Genomic DNA, 19,348 nt, shown 5'->3' with positions numbered 1-19,348 from the left:
AAGCCATGGCCCTGAAATTCGCCCTGATCGGCTGCGGCGCCATCGGCACCGCGCTGCTGGAACTGGTGAAGGCCGACGCTGGCCTGGCCGCGGCGGCCATCGTGGTGCCTGCGGGCAGTGAGGCCGCGGCGCAGGAGGTGGCCGCACGGCTCGCCCCCGGCGCGCAGGTGCTGCAGGCCGTGCCGGCCGACGGCATCGACCTGGTGGTCGAAGCGGCCGGCCATGCCGCCATCGAGCAGCATGTGCTGCCGGCGCTCAAGCGCGGCATTCCCGCCATCGTCGCCTCGGTCGGCGCGCTGTCGGCGCCCGGCCTGCCGGAGCAGCTGGAGGCCGCGGCCCGCGAAGGCGGCACGCAGGTGCAGCTGATCGCCGGTGCCATCGGCGCCATCGACGCCCTGGCCGCCGCCCGCATCGGCGGGCTGGAGACGGTGCGCTACACCGGCCGCAAGCCGCCGCGCGCCTGGAAGGGCACGCCGGCGGAGGAGGGCCGTGACCTCGACGCACTGGCGGCCGAGGCGGTGATCTTCGAGGGCAGCGCCCGCGATGCCGCGCGCCTGTTCCCCAAGAACGCCAACGTGGCGGCCACCGTGTCGCTGGCCGGTCTGGGCCTGGACCGCACCACGGTGCGCCTGATCGCCGACCCGGCCGTGACCGAGAACGTGCACCAGGTGGAGGCCGACGGCGCCTTCGGCCGCTTCGAGCTGACCATGCGCAACCAGCCGCTGGCCGCCAATCCCAAGACCTCGGCGCTGACCGTGTACAGCGCGGTGCGCGCGCTGCGCAGCCGCGTGGCGCCCCTGGTCATCTGACGACGAAACACGAGAGAGAAGCCCCCGATGCCCAACCTGGAACTGCTCCCCATCAACGTGGCCGGCGAATGGCGCCTGGGCGGCGGCGATGAGTACCAGAGCCTGTACCCGGCGACCGGCGAGCCCATCGCCCGCCTGCGCGCCGCCAGCCTGGCCGACGTGGAAGAGGCCATCGCCCGTGCGGACGTGGCCTTCCGCACCAGCGGCTGGGCCCAGATGCTGCCCCATGTGCGCGCCGCCGTGCTGCACCGCGTGGCGGCCATCATCCGCGAACGTGCCGAAGACCTGGCGCAGAAGCAGCGCCTGGACAACGGCAAGCCCATCAGCGAGACCCGCGCCCTGGTCGCCAGCGCCGCCGGCACCTTCCAGTTCTTCGCCGCCGCGCTGGAGACGCTGGAAGACACCATCACGCCCTCGCGCGGCCCCTTCGTGACGATGAGCGTGCACGAGCCCATGGGCGTCGTGGCCGCCATCACGCCGTGGAACTCGCCCATCGCCAGCGAGGCGCAGAAGCTCGCGCCCGCCCTGGCCGCCGGCAATGCCGTGGTGGTCAAGCCGGCCGAGGTCACGCCGCTGATGGCGCTGGAACTGGCGAAGATCTGCGAAGAGGCCGGCGTACCGCGCGGCATCGTCAGCGTGCTGCCGGGCAAGGGCTCGGTGATCGGCGATGCCATCACCAAGCACCCGCTGGTCAAGCGCGTCTCCTTCACCGGCGGCACCACCACCGGCAAGCACATCGCCCACATCGCGGCCGACAAGATGATGCCGGTCTCGCTGGAGCTGGGCGGCAAGTCGCCCACCATGGTGCTGGAGGACGCCGACCTCGACCACGCCGTGGCCGGCGTGCTCTACGGCATCTTCAGCAGCTCGGGCGAGTCGTGCATCGCCGGCTCGCGCCTGTTCGTGGCGCGCGGCATCTATGACGAGTTCGTGACCCGCGTGGCCGAGGCGGCCAAGAACCTGCGTGTGGGCGATCCGTCGGACGAGCGCACACAGATGGGCCCGCTGATCACCGCCAAGCACCGCGAGGGCATCGAGCGTTACGTCGACCTGGGCGTCAGCGAAGGCGGGCGCATCCGCACCGGCGGCGTGCGTCCGCAGGGCGCGGCCTTCGACAAGGGCTACTTCTACACGCCCACCATCCTCGAAGGCCTGACCAACAACGCCCGCATCACGCAGGAAGAGATCTTCGGCCCGGTGCTGGTGGCCATGCCCTTCGACAACGAAGAGGAACTGATCGCCCAGGCCAACGACAGCGTCTATGCGCTGGCGGCGGGCGTGTGGAGCCGCGACTTCAAGCGCGCTTGGCGCCTGGGCCGCGCGGTGCAGGCCGGCACCGTCTGGGTCAACACCTACAAGCAGTTCTCGGTCTCCACGCCCTTCGGCGGCTGGCGCGACTCGGGCCTGGGCCGCGAGAAGGGCCGCGAAGGCATCTTCCAGTACATGGAGCAGAAGAGCATGTACTGGGGGACCAACGAGCAGCCGATCCCCTGGTCCAAATGATGCCCACCCCCGTTTCTTGCTCACTTCGTGTAGCCGAATCCCCCCTCAAGGGGGCGCACCCGGCGGCCTGGCAGAGCCAGTTCCGCGGGTGCCCCCGCAAAGTCCGTTCGGTGCCAGTGCCGTCGGACTGCAATATCTGGAGTCAATGAGATGAGCGTTCTCGGCATCGATCAGATCACCTACGGCACGGACGACCTCGCGACGAGCCGCCGCTTCTTCCTGGACTGGGGCCTGACCCTGGCGCACGAAGGTGCGGACGAGCTGGTGTTCGAAAGCCTCAACGGCTGCCGCATCGTCGTGGTCGCCATGGACAAGGCCGGCCTGCCGCCTGCCATCGAAGACGGCCCCACGCTGCGCGAAGTGGTCTGGGGCGTGGAAAGCGCTGCCGACCTCGACCGCTATGCCGACGCCATCCGCGGCGATGCGGGCTTCGTCGACGGCGAGGTGGCCGGCGGCCGCCGCATCGGCTGCACCGACCCCAATGGCCTGGCCGTGCGCCTGCAGGTCAGCCGCAAGAAGACCATCGACATCGAGTGCGCCCGGGTGAACACCTGGGCCGACAAGGCCCGCGTCAACCAGCCCAGCCCGATCTACGACCGGGCCACGCCCATCGAGGTGGGCCACGTGGTCTTCTTCGTGGCCGACGTGAAGGCCTGCGAGGCCTTCTACGCCAGCCGCTTCGGCTTCGTCGCCTCCGACCGCTATCCGGGCCGCGGCGCCTTCCTGCGCTGCGCCGACATCGGCGGCCACCACGACCTGTTCCTGCTGCAGCTGCCCACGGGCAAGCGCGGCATCAACCACGTGGCCTTCACCGTGCGCGACATCCACGAGGTGTTCGGCGGCGGCCTGCATTTCTCGCGCTGCGGCTGGGAAACGCAACTCGGCCCGGGCCGGCATCCGATCTCCTCGGCCTACTTCTGGTACTTCAAGAACCCGGCCGGCGGCCTGATCGAGTACTACGCCGACGAGGACCAGCTGACGGCCGAATGGGCCGCGCGCGACTTCGAGCCGGGCCCGACGGTGTTTGCCGAATGGGCCGTGGATGGCGGCCTGGACGGCCACACGCGGCGGCAGAAGGGCGTGGACGCCTCGGGCAAGTTTTTGACAGAAAAGAAGTGATCGTCATGCAACGCAAGTCCTTCCTGGTCGCCACGCTCTGCGGCCTTCTCGCCACCGGCGCGGCCTGGGCCCAGACGCCCGCCGAGGTGCACAAGCAGCTCGCCAGCGAGCGCTTCAACATCGTCTCGCCCTTCCCGGCGGGCGGCCCGGTGGATGCGCTGGCGCGCTTCCTGGCCGACGGCCTCAGCAAGCGCTACGGCCAGCCGGCCGTGGTGGAGAACGCCGTGGGCGCGGCCGGCAACATCGGCATCGACAAGATCAAGCGGGCCAAGGGCGACGGCCACAACCTGCTGGTGGTGCCCGCGGGCAACCTGACGATCAACCCGACGCTGATGACGAACTTCCCGTTCAACATCGAGAAGGACTTCGTGCCGATCACCATGCTGGCCAAGGCGCCCAACGTAGTGGTGGCCTCGCCGGCGTCGGGCATCAAGAACGCGAAGGACCTGATCGCCCAGGCCAAGGCCAAGCCGGGCGCGCTGTCGTATGCCTCGCCGGGCATCGGCAGCGGCCTGCACCTGGCGGGCGAGCTGTTCAAGCAGCAGGCCGGCATCGACATGCTGCACGTCGCCTACAAGGGCACGGCGCCGGCCCTCAACGACACCGTGGCCGGCATCGTGCCGCTGATGTTCACCAACCTGCCGGCCGCGCTGCCCTTCATCAACAGCGGCAAGCTGGTGGCCATCGGCATCACCGAGGCCCAGCGCACGCCCGTGGCACCGGAGATCCCGACGCTGGCGGAGCAGGGCATCCAGGGCGTGAACGTCACGTCGTGGTACGGCCTGCTGGCCCCGGCCGGCACGCCGCCGGCGGTGGCCGAGCAACTGGCCAAGGATGCCGCCGAGATCCTGGCGCAGCCCGAGATCCAGGACAAGCTCAAGGCCCAGGGCATGACCCAGGCCACCATGGCGCCCGCCGCCTTCGCCAAGGCCATGAAGGACGAGACGGCCGTGTGGGCCGGCGTCATCAAGAGCCGCGGCATCAAGGCCGAGTGAGCCGGCGCACCGCCTTCGACCGAACAACGCATTCCCGCCCCCCGATGGAGCACACCATGACCGACCGCTACCTCGAGCCCCACCAGGCGCGCAAGCGCACCCCCACCACCTACGAAGACCTGCTGGGCGATGCCATCGAGCGCGCCTTCGGCGCCGGCGTGCACGACCTGCCGGGCCTGGTGCAGGCGCTCAACGACAGCGGCCTGGCCAGCCCCAGCGGCAAGCCCTGGACCGAAGAGGTCTACCGCCAGGAAATCGCCATCCTGTCGGAACAGCCCTGAACCCCACGACGCAAGCGAGGAACATCCCATGACCACCATCGCCATCCACGCCGATCCGGTCGACCAGCTGCTCGAAGTCGGTCTCAAGGACCTCTGGTACCCGATCTGCCCGTCCTCCTTCATCAAGGAGAAGCCCGTCTCCCTGCGCCGCCTGGGCCGCAAGCTGGCCTTCTGGCGCGACTTCGACGGCGTGCTGCACGCCCTGGAAGACCGCTGCCCCCACCGCGGCGCGCCGCTGTCGCAGGGCGTGGTGCTGGGCGACCGGCTGTCCTGCCCCTACCACGGCGTCGAGGTGCGCTGCGACGGCGTGACCACCCGCGTGCCGGGCAGCCCCGGCTGCAAGCTCGAAGGCACGCGGGCCACGCGCCACTTCCACGTCAAGGAAGCGGCCGGTGCCGTCTTCCTCTACAACAGCAGCGAGCCGGTGGACGAGCCTCCGCCGCTGGTGCTGCCGGAGGAACTGACCAACGACGCCGAGTACGGCCACTTCCTCTGCTACACGGAGTGGAAGGGCGACTACCGCTACGTGCTCGACAACGTCATGGACCCGATGCACGGCACCTTCCTGCACAAGCAGTCGCATTCCATGGCCGAGGGCGATTCGAAGGCCAAGTTCGGCATTCGCGCCACCGACACCGGCTTCGTCTTCGAGAAGGAAGGCCAGCGCAACGTCAATTTCGACTGGACGGAATGGGGCGACACCGGCATCCACTGGATGCGTCTGGAGATCCCGTATCCGAAGACCGGCGGCCCCGGCGGCAACTTCATCATCGTGGGCAGCTACACGCCCATCTCCACCGGCTTGGCGGCCGTCTTCCACTGGCGCGTGCGCAAGCTGCCCAAGGGCTGGGAGCGCGACACCTGGCGCTTCCTGTACCGCAACCGGCTGGAGCAGCGCCATTGGCGCGTGCTGGAGCAGGACCGCGTGATGCTGGAGGACATGGAGCCCGACGCCAACCAGCACGAGAACCTGTACCAGCACGACCTGGGCATCGTGCGGCTGCGGCGCCACCTGCGCAACCTGGCGCAGCAGCAGATCGAGGCGAAGCAGACGGCCCAGGCCTGATCGCCCGAGGGGCGGATCGGCAGCGGGCGGCATGCGCCTTGCTCGCTGCCTATGATGCGGGCGCTGCGCGCTCGCCGCCGTGCCGGCCCCTGAGGGAAGGGCGCGCTTCCCTTCCAAACACACCGACAAGTCCAGAGAGATCTTTCGCCATGTCCGCCCCCACGCTCAAAGCCCTGGTCCACACGATGCGCCACGAGGCCGATGGCATCGTCAGCGTCGAATTCCGCCCGGCCACGGCCGGCGTGAGCTTTCCCGCCTTCGCCGCGGGCTCGCACATCGACCTGCACCTCGCCAACGGCCTGGTGCGCAGCTATTCGCTGTGCAATCCCTGCAGCGACAGCGGCCGCTACGTGGTGGGCGTGCTCAACGACCGCAACAGCCGTGGCGGCTCGAAGTTCGTGCATCAGCAGTTGCGCGTGGGGCAGGTGATCGACATCTCGGCCCCGCGCAACAACTTCGAACTGCACGAGGACGCGCCCAGGAGCGTGCTGGTGGCTGGCGGCATCGGCGTGACGCCGATCTTCTGCATGCTGCAGCGCCTGGTGGCCCTGGGCCGGCCGGTGGAGCTGGTGTATTGCGCCCGCACCCGCAAGGAAGCCGCCTTCGTCGAGCCCATCACCGCCCTGGCCGCCGAGGCCAAGGTGCCCGTGACCTGGCACTTCGACGACGAGCAAGGCGGCCCGCCCAAGCTGGCCCAACTGCTGGAAGGCCGCGGCGCCGACAGCCACTTCTACTGCTGCGGCCCCACGCCCATGCTCGATGCCTTCGAAAAGGCCTGCGAGCAGCTGGGCTACGCCAACGCCCACATCGAGCGCTTCGCCGCCGTGGTGGTCGAGTCGCCGGTGGAGACGCACGGCTTCGAGGTGGTCTGCGAGAAGAGCGGCAAGACGGTGCCGGTGCCGGGTGGCAAGTCCATCCTGGACGCGCTGATCGACGCCGGGCTGAACCCCGACCACAGCTGCAAGGAAGGCGTGTGCGGCGCCTGCGAGACGCCCGTGCTCGACTTCGACGGCGAGCTGGACCACCAGGACGGCATCCTCACCAAGATCGAGCGGCAGTCGGGCAAGACCATGATGATCTGCGTCTCGCGCTGCACGGGGAAGCGGCTGGTGCTGGACGTTTAAGTCTTCGGAAGGCGGGATTTGCGTCACGTTGCCAGGCATGGCCGCGCCGACAGTTCGGCGCTTGAGGCCAACCGCTGCCGATGGCAAGGCGAGGCAAGGGCGAAGCCGGCGCTGTGGTCGCATGCGGGGTCTTCGGACCGTTGTCTCCGCGCGGGCGCCCGGCGGGAGCGGCCCCCAGGGCGCGGCCGATGTGCGTGCCCCTCGCTGAACGCTCGGGGTCCCCTGCGGTGCTCGCCTGGCGAGTGCGTGGCGCAACTCGCTGCGCGCTGACGCGCTCCGCTCGGACAAGCGCCACGAGTCAGTTACGGCCGGTGCGCGATGCTCGCGCACCTCACTCGCCAGGCTGCGCGCCTCGGCACGCCCAACGGCCGCGCCCTGGGGGCCGCTCCCGCCGGGCTTGGGGGTGATCGGCGGGTGTTGGCCTTGGTCAGGCTCCAAGGGGCCCTTCCGCATGCCTACCCAATCAGCACGCTTGCCCAGTCGGTGAGTCCATCAACCCGTTCGCCCTGAGTCCATCAACCCGTTCGCCCTGAGCTTGTCGAAGGGCGTTGATCCCCACGTGCCCTGGCTTCGACAAGCTCAGCCTGAACGGCTGTTGGGGCGAGCTGACCTGCGCTGTCTCCAGCCTGAACGGTTGGCGGGTGACTGGCCGGGGTTGTCTTCAGCCCGAATGGCTGATGGGTGATCTGAGCGGCGGCGCGCTGCGGGAGAGAAGGGCGGGAGTGTGTCAGTCGGCCGGCGGCCGCCCAACGGTCCGGCGTTTGGAAAGACACGCCAAAGGCGAGTACCACGCCCGATCACCCTGGAGCCGGCCCCGGCCCGCCCGGCCGACTTGCCCTCAGGATGCGCCGAGGCGCGCAGCCGGATGAGCGAGGCCCGCGGCCCCCGCGCGCCGGTCGTGACTGACTCGCGGCGTTTGTTTGAGCGCAGCGCGAAGCGCGTAGCGAGTTACGCCGCGCGCTCATCCGGCGAGCACCGCAGGTTCCGCGAGCGTTCAGCGAGCGGCGCAGCCTGTGGGCGAGGCGGCCGGGCGGGCCGGGGCTGGCGGAGCGTCCAGCGTCCCGAATCGAGCAGACGCATCACACAGGGTGTCATCCGCCCCAACGCTCGATCAGCCCGCGCTACCGGGTCATCGACGATCGGCGCCCCCTTTTGCGCGCACCTGAGCTCAGGAGCCAATGCCTTCCAGCGCCTCCGACAGCTCTAGCCAGCGCTCTTCCATCGCCTCGATCTCGTCGCCGAGCTGCTTGAGGCGCTTGCCGGCTTCCGCGATCTCCGCCGGCGGCAGGGGGCTGGCAAGGCGCGCTTCCAGTGCGCTCTTCTCGGCGTTGGCCTGGGCCATGCGCTGGTCGAGGCTGGCCAGTTCCTTTCGCAGCGGACGACTCTGCTCGGCCAGGCGCTGGCGCTCGCGGGCGTCGTTCTGGCGCTGCGTGCGGCCGTCCACGGCGGGTGCCGCCGATGTCGATACGGTGGCAGGAGAAGCGGTTACGGCCGGAGCGGGGGCGGATGCCTGCGGCACCACCGCCTTGGGAGGCGAGGACGCTGCCGCGGATGCCGCCGCCACCTCCGCCGCATTCGCCTGCTTGGCCTCTTCGCGCAGCCGCTTGGACTCGTCCAGCAGGTAGCGCTGGTAGTCGTCCAGGTCCCCGTCGAAGTCGCGCACCTCGCCGCGGCCCACCAGCCAGAACTCGTCGCAGACCGTGCGCAGCAGGGCGCGATCGTGGCTCACCAGCATCAGCGTGCCCTCGAACTCGTTCAGCGCCATCGCCAGGGCCTCGCGCGTCGCCAGGTCCAGGTGGTTGGTCGGCTCGTCCAGCAGCAGCAGGTTGGGGCGCTGCCAGACCATCATGGCCAGCACCAGGCGTGCCTTCTCGCCGCCGCTCATGGTGCCCACCGGCTGCTTGACCATGTCGCCGCTGAAGTTGAAGCTGCCCAGGAAGCCGCGCAGGTCCTGCTCGGTGCGGGCGGCCGGCGCGGCCGAGCCCAACTCGCGCGCCAGACGCACCATGTGCTCCAGCGGGTTGCTGGTCTCGTGCAGCACGTCCAGCTCCTGCTGGGCGAAGTAGCCGATGGCCAGGCCCTTGCCCTCGGTCACGGTGCCCGAGACCAGCGGCAGGTCGTGCGCTACCGTCTTCACGAAGGTGGACTTGCCCTGGCCGTTGGCGCCCAGGATGCCGATGCGCTGGCCGGCCAGCACGCCGCGGCTCACGCCAGACAGGATGGTGGTGGCGCTGCCGTCTTCCTGCATGTAGCCGAAGCTCGCCCCCGTGATGCTGAGCATCGGGTTGGGCAGGTTGGCCGGCTCCTTGAAGCTGAAGGTGAATTCGGCCTCGGCCAGCAGCGGCGCGACGCGCTCCATGCGGGCCAGGGCCTTGACGCGGCTTTGCGCCTGCTTGGCCTTGCTGGCCTTGGCCTTGAAGCGGTCGATGAACTTCTGCAGGTGGGCGATCTTTTCCTGCTGGCGCTCGTGGGCGATCTGCTGCTGCTCCATGCGCAGCGCGCGCATGTCCTCGAACTTGCTGTAGTTGCCGCCGTAGCGCGTCAGCTTGGCCTGCTCGATGTGCACGGTGACGTTGGTCACGGCGTCCAGGAACTCGCGGTCGTGGCTGATGACGAGCATGGTGCCGTCGTACTTCTGCAGCCAGGCTTCGAGCCAGACCAGGGCATCCAGGTCCAGGTGGTTGGTGGGCTCGTCCAGCAGCAGCAGGTCGCTGGGGCACATCAGCGCGCGGGCCAGCTGCAGGCGCATGCGCCAGCCGCCCGAGAAGCTGTTGACCGGGCGGTCCAGCTCGTGCAGCTTGAAGCCCAGGCCCATGATGAGGGCCTGCGCGCGCGGCACGGCGTCGTGCTCGCCGGCGTCGGCGATGTCGCTGTAGGCCTGGCCCAGCGCCATGCCGGCGTCGGCATCGTCGGGGTCGGCGGCGTGCAGGGCCTCGGCCTTGGCCAGCGCCTCGCGGGCCTCGGCCAGGCGGGTGTCGCCGGCCACCACGAAGTCGGTGGCCGAGTCCTCGGTCTCGGGCATGTGCTGGGCCACCTGGGCCATGCGCCACTGCTTCGGGATGCTGAAGTCGCCGCCGTCCTCGTGCAGGGTGCCGTTGAGCAGGGCGAACAGGGTGGACTTGCCGGCGCCGTTGCGGCCGACCAGGCCGACCTTCTCGCCGGGATTGAGGGTGACGCTCGCGCTGTCGAGCAGCACCTTGGTGCCGCGGCGCAAAACGACGTTGTTCAGGATGATCATGGATGGGCGACGAGGGCGTCGCGGGTCAGCAGCAGCACCTGGTCGTCGCCGGCGCTGGTCGAGAGCCAGACGGCCTCGAGGTGGGGAAAGGCGGCCTCGAAGAAAGGCCGCTCGTTGCCGATCTCCAGCACCAGCACGGCCTGGGGGCTCATGCGGGCGGGAGCGTCGGCGAGCAGTTGGCGCACGAAGTCCATGCCGTCGCTGCCGCCGGCCAGGGCCAGTTCGGGCTCGGCGCGGTATTCCTGCGGCAGCGCGGCCATGCTAGCGGCGTTGACGTAGGGCGGGTTGCACAGGATGAGGTCGTACACGCCGTCGACGCCGGCCAGGCCGTCGGACTGCAGCAGGCGCACACGGGCATCGAGCTGGTGGCGTGCGACGTTGATGGCCGCCACCTCCAGCGCCTCGGGCGAGATGTCGGCTGCATCCACCTGCACCTCCGGCCAGGCCATGGCGGCCAGCACGGCCAGGCTGCCGTTGCCGGTGCACAGGTCCAGCACGCGCTGCGTGTGCTCGCCCAGCCAGTTGTCGATGCTGGCGTCGGCCAGCAGTTCGGCGATGAAGCTGCGCGGCACGATGGCGCGCTCGTCCACGTAGAAGTCCACGCCCTGCAGCCAGGCCTCCTTGGTGAGATAGGCGGCGGGCTTGCGGGTGGCGATGCGCTCTTCCACCAGCGCGCGCACCTGCGCCGCGGCGCCGGGCGCGACGGCGCGGTCGGCGTTCTCGTCCAGCTGGTCCAGCGGCAGGCGCAGGCGCCACAGCACCAGCCAGGCGGCCTCGTCGAAGGCGTTGGTGGTGCCGTGGCCGAAGGCGACGCCGGACTGGGCGAGGCGCTGCTCGGCTTCGTGCACCAGCGCCATCACCGTCAGAGCGGTGTCTTCAGACATGGGCGACGGCCTCCAGCCGCTCGATGGTGCGGCGGTACATGTTCTTGAGCGTCTCGATGGCCGCGACCTCGATGTGCTCGTCGATCTTGTGGATGCTGGCGTTGACCGGGCCCAGCTCCACCACCTGCGCGCAGACCTTGGCGATGAAGCGCGCATCGCTCGTGCCGCCGCTGGTGGAGAGTTCGGTCTCGATGCCGGCCTCGTCGCGGATGGCCGCCTGCACGGCCTCGACCAGCGCGCCGGGCGTGGTCAGGAAGGGCTGGCCGCCGATGGTCCATTTGAGTTCGTACTCGACGCCGTGCGCATCGAGCACCGACTGCACGCGCTGCTGCAGCGCCTCGGCCGTGACCTCGGTGGAGAAGCGGAAGTTGAAGTCGATCACCGCATGGCCCGGGATCACGTTGCTCGCGCCGGTGCCCGCATGGATGTTGCTGATCTGCCAGCTGGTCGGCTGGAAGTAGGGGTTGGGCTTCGGGTCCCAGCCGCCAGCGGCGTTGATGGCCACCAGCTCGGCCAGGGCCGGCGCGAAGGCATGCACGGGGTTCTTGGCGAGGTGCGGATAGGCGATGTGGCCCTGCACGCCGTGCACCGTCAGCTTGCCGCTCATGGTGCCGCGGCGGCCGTTCTTGATCATGTCGCCGCAGCGGCTGACCGAGGTGGGTTCGCCGACGATGCAGTAGTCCAGCCGCTCGCCGCGCGCCGCCAGCTGGTTGCAGACCACCACCGTGCCATCGACGCCGGGGCCTTCTTCGTCGCTGGTCAGCAGCAGGGCCAGGCGAAGCGTGGGGTCGGGATGGGCGGCCAGGAATTCCTCGATGGCGACGACGAAGGCCGCCAGTGAGCTCTTCATGTCGCAGGCCCCGCGGCCGTAGAGCTTGCCGTCGCGGTGCGTCGGAGTGAAGGGCGGGCTGGTCCACTGCTCCAGCGGCCCGGTCGGTACCACGTCGGTGTGGCCGGCAAAGACCAGCGTCGGCGCCGTCGGCGCGCCGCGCACGGCCCACAGGTTGGTCACGCGGAAGTCGTCGGGCCCGCTCACGATGGTCTCGAGCGTGAAGCCCAGGCGCGCCAGGCGTTCGCCCAGGATCTGCTGGCACTGTGCGTCTTCGGGCGTGACGGAAGGGCAGGCGATCAGTTCTTCGGCGAGTTGCAGGGTTCGGGTCATGGCGATGGCGGTAATAAAAGGGATGTGCCGGAGAAGCGGACATCCGGGTCAATAGCGGCGGACCAGACCCGTCACCGGATCAATTCGCCAGAGGCAGCCGTTCAGCCTCTGATCAAAAGGCCGCGGAGCAGGCCATGCGAGTGCATCCGCGGAATTGGCTTCGTCCTGTCCTGAGCTTTGTGGAAGGCCAGGCCGCCGGGTGCGCCCCCCTCCAAGCCGAAGGCGCCAGAGAGGGGCTGAGGGCCGCAGCTCCGGGCCTGCCTGCGCAGGCCTGGACGTGCCCGGAGAGCAGCCACCTCCGGCGGCCGCCCCGGCCCGCGCAAGCGGCATGGAGGGTGTCAGCCCGGATGCACATCCAACGTGATGTCCGTGAACGTCGGCGCCTCGGTCTGCTGCATCAGCGAGGGCTCGGCCTTGCCGGGCTCGCGCGGACGGTTTTCGTTCTGCAGGCGCCACATCAGGTTCGCGGGCGAGTCGGCGTGCACCAGAGCCTCGTCGCGGCTGACCTTGCCCTCCAGCACCAGCCGGGCAATCGCTTCCTCGAAGGTCTGCGAGCCCTCGGCCATGGAGTGTTCCATGGCGTCCTTGATGCCGTCGAAGTCGCCGCGCTCGATCAGGTCGCGCACCAGCGCCGTGTTGAGCATCACCTCCACGGCCGGCACGCGCGCACCCTGCGGCGTGCGCAGCAGGCGCTGGGCGATCACGGCGCGCAGGCCGCTGGCCATGTCGTTGAGCAGCGTCGAGCGCACTTCCACCGGGTAGAAGCTCTGGATGCGGTTGAGCGCGCGGTAGGCGTTGTTGGCATGCAGCGTGGCCAGCACCAGGTGGCCCGACTGCGCATAGGCCAGCGCGGCGCTCATGGTCTCGCGGTCGCGGATCTCGCCGATCAGGATCACGTCGGGCGCCTGGCGCAGCGCGTTTTTCAGCGCGGTCTCCAGCGTGGCCGTGTCATGGCCCACTTCGCGCTGGTTGACCACCGACTTCTTGTTCTGGAAGGCGAACTCGATCGGCTCCTCGATGGTGAGGATGTGGCCGGGCGTGCTCTCGTTGCGCAGGTCCAGCATCGAGGCCAGCGTGGTCGACTTGCCCGAACCCGTGGCGCCGACCATCAAGATCAGCCCCCGGCGCTCCATGACCAGCGTCTTGAGGATGGGTGGCAGGGCCAGCGTATCGAAAGGCGGCACGGTCACGGGAATGAAGCGCACCACCACCGCGCAGCTGCCGCGCTGGCGCATCGCGCTCACCCGGAAGCTGCCCACGTCGCGCAGCGGCACGGCGGTGTTGAGCTCGCCGGTGCGTTCGAACTCGGCCATGCGCTTGTCGTCGATGATCTCCCGCAGCAGCTCCAGCGGCGCCGACACGGGCAGGATCTGGCCGTTGATCGGCATGCACTGGCCGTTGATGCGGATCAGCGCGGCAGCCTTCGGCGACAGGTAAACATCGGAGGCCTGGCGTTCGGCCATCAGTCGAAGAATGCGCTCCATCGTTCCCATGGCGGCTCCAGAGTGAATACGGCGTGTGGTGGTGCTTGCAAGAAAAAGGCCGCCCGCAGGCGGCCGGTGCCCGGCAGGGTCAGTCGCGCAACAGGTCGTTCAGGCTTGTCTTGGAGCGGGTCTGCGCGTCCACCGTCTTCACGATGATGGCGGCGTAGGTGCTGTAGTCCTGGCCGGACTTGGTCTTCTTGGGCAGGTTGCCGCTGATGACCACGCTGCCCGAGGGCACGCGGCCGTAGCTGATCTCGCCCGTGTCGCGGTTGAAGATCGGCGTGCTCTGGCCGATGTACACGCCCATGCCCAGCACCGAGTTCTCTTCGACGATCACGCCCTCGACCACTTCGGAGCGGGCGCCGATGAAGCAGTTGTCCTCGATGATGGTCGGGTTGGCCTGCAGGGGCTCCAGCACGCCGCCCAGGCCCACGCCGCCCGAGAGGTGCACGTTCTTGCCGACCTGCGCGCAGCTGCCCACGGTGGCCCAGGTGTCGACCATGGTGCCTTCGTCCACGTAGGCGCCGATGTTGACGTAGCTGGGCATCAGGATCGCGCCCTTGGCGATGTAGCTGCCGCGACGGGCGACGGCGGGCGGCACGATGCGCACACCGGCCTGCTTGAGTTCATCGGCCGACAGGTGCGAGAACTTGGTCTGCACCTTGTCGTAGAAGCCCAGGCTGCCGGCCTGGATCTGCTCGTTGTCCTTCAGGCGGAAGGACAGCAGCACGGCCTTCTTGACCCACTGATGCACCGTCCATTGGCCCACGCCTTCGCGGGTGGCCACGCGCAGGCTGCCGTTGTTGAGCTGGACGATCACGTGCTCGACCGCGTCGGCCACTTCCTTGGGGGCCTGGCTGGGGGAGAGGGCGGCGCGGTCTTCCCACGCGGCGTCGATGATCTGTTGCAGTTGCTGGGTCATTGGGTTCGGACTCGAAGGGAGAGGCGAGAAGAAGGGGGCGCGGCTCAGGCCGAAGGTGCCTGGGTGGCGAATTCGGCGATGCGGCGCGCGGCTTCGGTGCATTCGGCGGTGTCGGCCACCAGGGCCATCCGCACGCGGCCGCGGCCGGGATTGCTGCCTTGCGCCTCGCGCGCCAGGTAGCTGCCGGGCAGCACCGTCACATTGTATTGAGCGTACAGGGCGCGGGCGAAGGCCGCGTCGTCGCCGTTCCAGGCTGCGGGCACGCCGGCCCACAGGTAGAAGCTGGCGTCGGGCAGGCGCACGTCCAGCACCGGCTCCAGGATCGGCGTGACGGCCGCGAACTTGCGGCGGTACTGCTCGCGGTTGTCCACCACATGGGTCTCGTCGCCCCAGGCCGCGATGCTGGCGGCGGCCACGAGGCCACTCATGGCGCTGCCGTGGTAGGTGCGGTAGAGCAGGAAGCGCTTGATGATCTCGGCGTCGCCCGCCACGAAGCCGCTGCGCAGGCCGGGAACGTTGCTGCGCTTGGAAAGCGACGTGAGCGCGATCAGCCGGCGGAAGTCGCGGCCCAGCTTGGCCGCGGCCTCCAGACCACCCAGTGGGGGCTCGTCGCGGAAGTAGATCTCGCTGTAGCACTCGTCCGAGGCGATGACGAAGCCGTGCTCGTCCGAGAGGGCGAAGAGCTTGCGCCACTCGTCCAGCGGCATCACGGCGCCGGTGGGGTTGCCCGGCGAGCAGACATACACCAGCTGGGTCCGCTGCCACACCTCGGCCGGCACGCTGTCCCAGTCCACCGCGAAGTTGCGGGCCGGGTCGCTGGGTGCGTACCAGACGTCGGCGCCGGCCAGCAGGGCCGAGCCCTCGTAGATCTGATAGAAGGGATTGGGCGAGACGACGATGGGCCGCGGGGTGCGGCTGCTGTCGACCACCGTCTGCGCCAGCGCGAACAGCGCCTCGCGCGAGCCGTTGACCGGCAGCACCTGCGTGGCCGGATCGAGCGCCAGGCCGTAGCGCGTTCGCAGCCAGTCGGTGAAGGCAGCGCGCAGCTTCAGGTCGCCGGCCGTGGCCGGGTAGCCGGAGAGCGAATCGAGGCCCTCGATCAGGGCCTGCTTGATGAAGGGCGGGGTGGGATGCTTGGGTTCGCCGATGCCCAGGCTGATGGGCGAGTGGGCGGGGCTGGGCGTGACGCCAGCAAAGAGCTGCCGCAGCCGTTCGAAGGGATAGGGCTGCAGCCTGTCGAGCAGGGGATTCATGGGCGCGGATTATCGGGGGAGGCGGACAGCCGGTGCACCGCGGGGCGGCTGTTGTCGTCGCCGTCGCCCCCTCTCCCCGGCCCGCTCCCGCGAGGGGAGAGGGAGGAAACCGGCGCTCGTTCAGCGGGCGGCGACAGGCTGGCGGGTGCGCATCAGGCCAGGCAGGCGCCGTCGGCCAGCAGCTGGCGCCGCAGGGCCTGCACGTCGACCGTCCGCAGATCGGCGCGGCCGTCCGAGCGCACGGCCATCGCCGCCGCCGTGCCGGCTGCCTGGCCCATCGCCATGCAGATCGTCATCACCCGCACTGCGGCCAGCGCCTCGTGCGTGGCCGAGATGCCGCGGCCGGCCACGAGGGCGTTGTCCAGGCCGCGCGGGATCAGGCTGCGCAGGGGGATGCGGTAGGCATGCTCTTCGCCCAGCGAGCGGTAGGTCAGGCCGCCACCCGCGGCCGGATGGATGTCGATGGGGTACGCGCCCGCGGCAATGGCGTCGGCGAAGGGTTCGGGCCGCAGCAGCTCCTCGGCGGTGAGCACATGGTCGCCGGCCACGCGCCGGGTCTCGCGGATGCCGACCTGCGTGCCGAAGTTCAGCAGCCGGCCCCGCTCGCAGCCCGGCAGCGCGCGCTGAAGGAAGGCCGCGGCGCGCCAGGCCTGGCGGCGGCCTTCGATCTCGGCCCGGCCCAGGGCCATGGGGTCGGTGGCGTCGATGCCCAGGCGGCTGATGTTGAACCAGCCGTCGTCGGAGAATGGGTCGCGCGCCAGGTGCAGCGCGGCGCGGGCCAGTTCGCCCTGCTCGAAGCCGCGGCGGGCGATGGCCTCCTTCTCTTCGCTCGTCAGCGCGTCGAGGCGCGCGAAGTCGATGGGGCCGAAGCGGAACATCATGGTCGCGGGCTGCAGGGCCTCGCCTTCACCCAGTTCGAGGAAGGTGGCGCCGGCCTGCTTCATGGCGTCCATGTCGCCCGAGGTGTCGATCAGCACCTGGGGCCGCACGGTGCGGGCGCCGCCCTTGGTCAGCACGCGCACCGAGGCGATGCGCCGATCCTCGCGCTGCACGTCCAGCAGCGTGGCATGCAGCAGCGGCTGCACGCCGGCCTCGCGCACCAGGTCGTCCAGCACCAGCTTGAGCAGCTCGGGTGCGTATTCGACGCGGTCCATCTTGTGGCCGGTGGACATGACGAAGCTGTGGTGCGCGCCCGCGCCGCCGTAGTCGCGCAGGCGGTCGACCACCTCCTGCGCCAGGCCGGCGACCACGCGCCGCCCGGCGGCCGTCTGCCAGCTGTTGAACTGGGCGACCGCGCCGGCCGTGGCATTGCCGCCCAGGAAGCCGTAGCGCTCCATCAACACGGTGCGGGCGCCCTGGCGCGCGGCGGCCACGGCCGCCACGGTCCCGGCCACGCCGCCGCCGCAGACCAGCACGTCGGCCTCGATGGCGGGCAGCGCGTCGGCGGCCTTCGTCGTCGTCGTCACGGCCATCGGCTCAGCCCGCCTTGATGCCACGCGACTTCACGATGTCGGCATAGCGGCGCGTCTCGGCCTGCAGGAAGCGGGCGGTGGCCTGGCGGTCCATCACCACCGGCTCCACATTGAGCATGGCGAACTTGGACTTGACCGTCTCCGACGCCAGCACCTTGGCCAGCGCGGCTTCGAGCCGTGCGAGCCCGGCCGGCGCAATGCTGCCGTGCGGCGCCAGCAGGGCGGCCCAGCCGCGCACTTCCAGCGCCGGATAGCCCAACGACTTGACCGTCGGCACGCCGGGCAGGTCCGCCACCGGCTGCGACGACGACACGGCCAGCGCCCGCAGCTTGCCCGCCTTGATGTGCGGCGCCACGCTCGGCAGGTTGAGGAAGCCGAAGCCCAGCAGGCCGCTGATCAGGTCGGGCATGAGCGCACTTTCGCCCTTGTAGGCCACCGGCACGATCTCCGCGCCCACCTGGCCCGCGAAGATCTCCGAGGCGATGTGCGCCAGCGTGCCCGTGCCGCTGTTGCCGGCACTCAACTGCCCCGGCCTGGCCTTGGCCTGCGCCACCAGCTCCTGCATCGAGCGGATGGGCGAGTTGGCCGGCACCACCAGCACCAGCGGCTGGTCGGAGACCATGCCCACGGCATCGAAGTCGGCGATGGGGTCGTAGCCGATCTGCGGGTTGAGTGCAGGGTTGATGACCATGCTGTTGCTGGCCATCAGCAGCGTGTGGCCGTCGCGGGCCTGGGCCGCGGCCATCACGCCAATGGCGCTGCCCGCGCCGGGCTTGTTCTCGACGATCACGGCCTGGCCGAGCAGCGGTGCCATCAGGTCGCCCAGCACGCGGGCCGAGCTGTCGGCGCCACCGCCGGGCGCGAAGGGCACGATGATCCGGACGGTCCTGCTGGGCCATTCGGCCTGGGCTTGGCTGGTGAAGGGCAGGGCGCCCGCGCCGGCGGCGGCGAGCCAGCCGAGCGTGGCCCGGCGCGTGAATCGAACTGTCATGGAATGCCTGTCTCTGTTTTTTCGCGACGGCCGGGATCATGGCCGCTCGCGCGCTTGCCGTGAAATACCAAGACACGCGACCTGCATAACATGCCGTTATGCACGCCTCGCCCCACCGTCGCCCATGAACCTGCGCCAGATCGAAGTCTTCCGCGCCGTCATGCTGGCCGGCTCCATCACCGATGCGGCGCGGCTACTGCACGTGTCGCAGCCCGGCATCAGCCGCATGCTGTCGCACATCGAACTGCAGCTGGGCCTCAAACTCTTCGAGCGTGGCCGGGGCCGGCTGCGGCCCACGCCCGAGGCACAGGCGCTGTACGAAGAGGTCGAGTCGGTCTACCGCGGCGTGCGCGGCATCGAGACCCGCGCACAGGCCCTGCGCGACGGCACGGGCCTGCGCCTGCGCGTGCTGTGCAGCCCCAGCGCCGGGCTGGAGTTGGTGCCGCGGGCGCTGCAGGCGCTGTCGCAGCGCTTTCCATCCGCCCAGCTCTACATGGAGACGCTGCGCGCCCGCGAGATGGTGGGCCAGCTGGTGCACCACGAAGCCGACATCGCCATCTGCACGCTGCCCGTGACGCATCCGCTATTGACGGCGCAGACGCTCGGGCACTGGACGATGGGCTGCGTCTTTCCGGCCGACCACGCCTTCGCCCAACGGCGCACCGTGCGCATGGCCGACCTGCTGCGCGAGCCGCTGATCTCCTTCAGCGAGGACACGCCGCAAGGGCAGCTGATGCGCAAGGCGGCGGAGAAGGTCGGGCAGGTGCCGGCGTCACGCATCGAGGTGCGCTCGGGCCAGGCGGCCTGCGCCCTGGTGGCCAGCGGTGCGGGCGTGGCGCTGGTGGATGACCTGACGGCGCGGGCCTGGCAGAACGCGCGGCTGGGATGGGGGCCGATTGCGGCGGCGTCGACGCAGCCGGTGCTGGCGGTGCGACATGGGGCGATGCCGCCGTCGAGTTTGGGGGATGCGTTGGTGGGCTTGGTGAGGGAGCAGCTCAGAGAAAAGCGATGAGCCCGTGCGGCGAGCCGGGCCACGTTCTTGATT

16 protein-coding genes are annotated in these 19,348 nt (G+C 69.9%); 8 read left to right on the top strand and 8 right to left on the bottom strand.

Annotated features, from left to right (window positions below; all coding sequences use genetic code 11):
- The first annotated feature begins 5 nt into the window (after positions 1–5).
- The 7 genes from L0984_RS01480 to L0984_RS01450 all read left to right on the top strand — a co-directional run bounded on the left by L0984_RS01480 (position 6) and on the right by L0984_RS01450 (position 6,897).
- A complete protein-coding gene (locus L0984_RS01480) occupies positions 6–809 on the top strand; it encodes an aspartate dehydrogenase (protein WP_234192011.1) in 804 nt (267 codons plus the stop codon).
- A 27-nt stretch (positions 810–836) separates the two neighbouring features.
- A complete protein-coding gene (locus L0984_RS01475) occupies positions 837–2,312 on the top strand; it encodes an aldehyde dehydrogenase (protein ID WP_234192010.1) in 1,476 nt (491 codons plus the stop codon).
- A gap of 150 nt (positions 2,313–2,462) precedes the next feature.
- On the top strand, positions 2,463–3,431 hold the full coding sequence (locus tag L0984_RS01470) for a VOC family protein (protein ID WP_234192009.1): 969 nt from the start codon (positions 2,463–2,465) through the stop codon (positions 3,429–3,431).
- Positions 3,432–3,436: 5 nt separating this feature from the next.
- Complete coding sequence (locus L0984_RS01465) at positions 3,437–4,426, top strand: Bug family tripartite tricarboxylate transporter substrate binding protein (RefSeq protein ID WP_234192008.1); 990 nt, start codon at positions 3,437–3,439, stop codon at positions 4,424–4,426.
- A gap of 56 nt (positions 4,427–4,482) precedes the next feature.
- A complete protein-coding gene (locus L0984_RS01460; protein ID WP_234192007.1) occupies positions 4,483–4,707 on the top strand; it encodes a recombinase-like helix-turn-helix domain-containing protein in 225 nt (74 codons plus the stop codon).
- Between the two features lie 28 nt (positions 4,708–4,735).
- Complete coding sequence (locus L0984_RS01455) at positions 4,736–5,773, top strand: aromatic ring-hydroxylating oxygenase subunit alpha (RefSeq protein WP_114804559.1); 1,038 nt, start codon at positions 4,736–4,738, stop codon at positions 5,771–5,773.
- 149 nt (positions 5,774–5,922) lie between these two features.
- Positions 5,923–6,897, top strand: coding sequence for a PDR/VanB family oxidoreductase (locus L0984_RS01450; protein ID WP_234192006.1), 975 nt, complete (start codon positions 5,923–5,925; stop codon positions 6,895–6,897).
- A 1,168-nt stretch (positions 6,898–8,065) separates the two neighbouring features.
- Here L0984_RS01450 and L0984_RS01445 read toward each other — a convergent pair.
- The 8 genes from L0984_RS01445 to L0984_RS01410 all read right to left on the bottom strand — a co-directional run bounded on the left by L0984_RS01445 (position 8,066) and on the right by L0984_RS01410 (position 18,303).
- Positions 8,066–10,135 (bottom strand): ABC-F family ATP-binding cassette domain-containing protein, encoded by a 2,070-nt coding sequence (locus L0984_RS01445; protein WP_234192005.1) that lies wholly within the window; start codon positions 10,133–10,135, stop codon positions 8,066–8,068.
- A complete protein-coding gene (gene prmB / locus L0984_RS01440) occupies positions 10,132–11,019 on the bottom strand; it encodes a 50S ribosomal protein L3 N(5)-glutamine methyltransferase (protein ID WP_234192004.1) in 888 nt (295 codons plus the stop codon). Before prmB ends, L0984_RS01445 begins: the two co-directional genes overlap by 4 nt.
- Complete coding sequence (dapE, locus tag L0984_RS01435) at positions 11,012–12,181, bottom strand: succinyl-diaminopimelate desuccinylase (protein WP_234192003.1); 1,170 nt, start codon at positions 12,179–12,181, stop codon at positions 11,012–11,014. The genes prmB and dapE overlap by 8 nt, the downstream gene beginning before the upstream one ends.
- Before the next feature lie 338 nt (positions 12,182–12,519).
- Positions 12,520–13,674: a PilT/PilU family type 4a pilus ATPase gene (locus L0984_RS01430; RefSeq protein ID WP_234192002.1), complete on the bottom strand. Its 1,155-nt coding sequence runs from the start codon at positions 13,672–13,674 to the stop codon at positions 12,520–12,522.
- Positions 13,675–13,753: 79 nt separating this feature from the next.
- Positions 13,754–14,587, bottom strand: a complete 834-nt coding sequence (dapD, locus tag L0984_RS01425) for a 2,3,4,5-tetrahydropyridine-2,6-dicarboxylate N-succinyltransferase (protein WP_017760573.1) — start codon at positions 14,585–14,587, stop codon at positions 13,754–13,756.
- Between the two features lie 44 nt (positions 14,588–14,631).
- Complete coding sequence (gene dapC / locus L0984_RS01420; RefSeq protein WP_234192001.1) at positions 14,632–15,840, bottom strand: succinyldiaminopimelate transaminase; 1,209 nt, start codon at positions 15,838–15,840, stop codon at positions 14,632–14,634.
- Positions 15,841–15,992: 152 nt separating this feature from the next.
- Positions 15,993–17,306, bottom strand: coding sequence for an FAD-dependent oxidoreductase (locus L0984_RS01415; RefSeq protein WP_234192000.1), 1,314 nt, complete (start codon positions 17,304–17,306; stop codon positions 15,993–15,995).
- A 10-nt stretch (positions 17,307–17,316) separates the two neighbouring features.
- Complete coding sequence (locus tag L0984_RS01410; protein WP_234191999.1) at positions 17,317–18,303, bottom strand: Bug family tripartite tricarboxylate transporter substrate binding protein; 987 nt, start codon at positions 18,301–18,303, stop codon at positions 17,317–17,319.
- A gap of 124 nt (positions 18,304–18,427) precedes the next feature.
- Here L0984_RS01410 and L0984_RS01405 point away from each other — a divergent pair, with 124 nt between their 5' ends.
- Positions 18,428–19,315 carry a LysR family transcriptional regulator gene (locus L0984_RS01405; RefSeq protein ID WP_234191998.1) on the top strand — a complete coding sequence of 296 codons (888 nt, stop codon included), beginning with the start codon at positions 18,428–18,430 and terminating at the stop codon, positions 19,313–19,315.
- The last annotated feature ends 33 nt before the right edge of the window (positions 19,316–19,348 follow it).

It is taken from the genome of Pseudacidovorax sp. NFM-22, from assembly GCF_021401245.1.
Taxonomy (GTDB): domain Bacteria; phylum Pseudomonadota; class Gammaproteobacteria; order Burkholderiales; family Burkholderiaceae_C; genus Xenophilus.
This window is presented reverse-complemented; position numbering and strand designations above follow the sequence as displayed.

What these genes read in the sequence shown, in the direction of transcription:
- L0984_RS01480 (WP_234192011.1), top strand. Translation starts at nt 6, where the DNA reads ATGGCCCTGAAATTCGCCCTGATCGGCTGCGGCGCCATCGGCACCGCG.
- L0984_RS01475 (WP_234192010.1), top strand. Translation starts at nt 837, where the DNA reads ATGCCCAACCTGGAACTGCTCCCCATCAACGTGGCCGGCGAATGGCGC.
- L0984_RS01470 (WP_234192009.1), top strand. Translation starts at nt 2,463, where the DNA reads ATGAGCGTTCTCGGCATCGATCAGATCACCTACGGCACGGACGACCTC.
- L0984_RS01465 (WP_234192008.1), top strand. Translation starts at nt 3,437, where the DNA reads ATGCAACGCAAGTCCTTCCTGGTCGCCACGCTCTGCGGCCTTCTCGCC.
- L0984_RS01460 (WP_234192007.1), top strand. Translation starts at nt 4,483, where the DNA reads ATGACCGACCGCTACCTCGAGCCCCACCAGGCGCGCAAGCGCACCCCC.
- L0984_RS01455 (WP_114804559.1), top strand. Translation starts at nt 4,736, where the DNA reads ATGACCACCATCGCCATCCACGCCGATCCGGTCGACCAGCTGCTCGAA.
- L0984_RS01450 (WP_234192006.1), top strand. Translation starts at nt 5,923, where the DNA reads ATGTCCGCCCCCACGCTCAAAGCCCTGGTCCACACGATGCGCCACGAG.
- L0984_RS01445 (WP_234192005.1), bottom strand. Translation starts at nt 10,135, where the DNA reads ATGATCATCCTGAACAACGTCGTTTTGCGCCGCGGCACCAAGGTGCTG.
- prmB (WP_234192004.1), bottom strand. Translation starts at nt 11,019, where the DNA reads ATGTCTGAAGACACCGCTCTGACGGTGATGGCGCTGGTGCACGAAGCC.
- dapE (WP_234192003.1), bottom strand. Translation starts at nt 12,181, where the DNA reads ATGACCCGAACCCTGCAACTCGCCGAAGAACTGATCGCCTGCCCTTCC.
- L0984_RS01430 (WP_234192002.1), bottom strand. Translation starts at nt 13,674, where the DNA reads ATGGGAACGATGGAGCGCATTCTTCGACTGATGGCCGAACGCCAGGCC.
- dapD (WP_017760573.1), bottom strand. Translation starts at nt 14,587, where the DNA reads ATGACCCAGCAACTGCAACAGATCATCGACGCCGCGTGGGAAGACCGC.
- dapC (WP_234192001.1), bottom strand. Translation starts at nt 15,840, where the DNA reads ATGAATCCCCTGCTCGACAGGCTGCAGCCCTATCCCTTCGAACGGCTG.
- L0984_RS01410 (WP_234191999.1), bottom strand. Translation starts at nt 18,303, where the DNA reads ATGACAGTTCGATTCACGCGCCGGGCCACGCTCGGCTGGCTCGCCGCC.
- L0984_RS01405 (WP_234191998.1), top strand. Translation starts at nt 18,428, where the DNA reads ATGAACCTGCGCCAGATCGAAGTCTTCCGCGCCGTCATGCTGGCCGGC.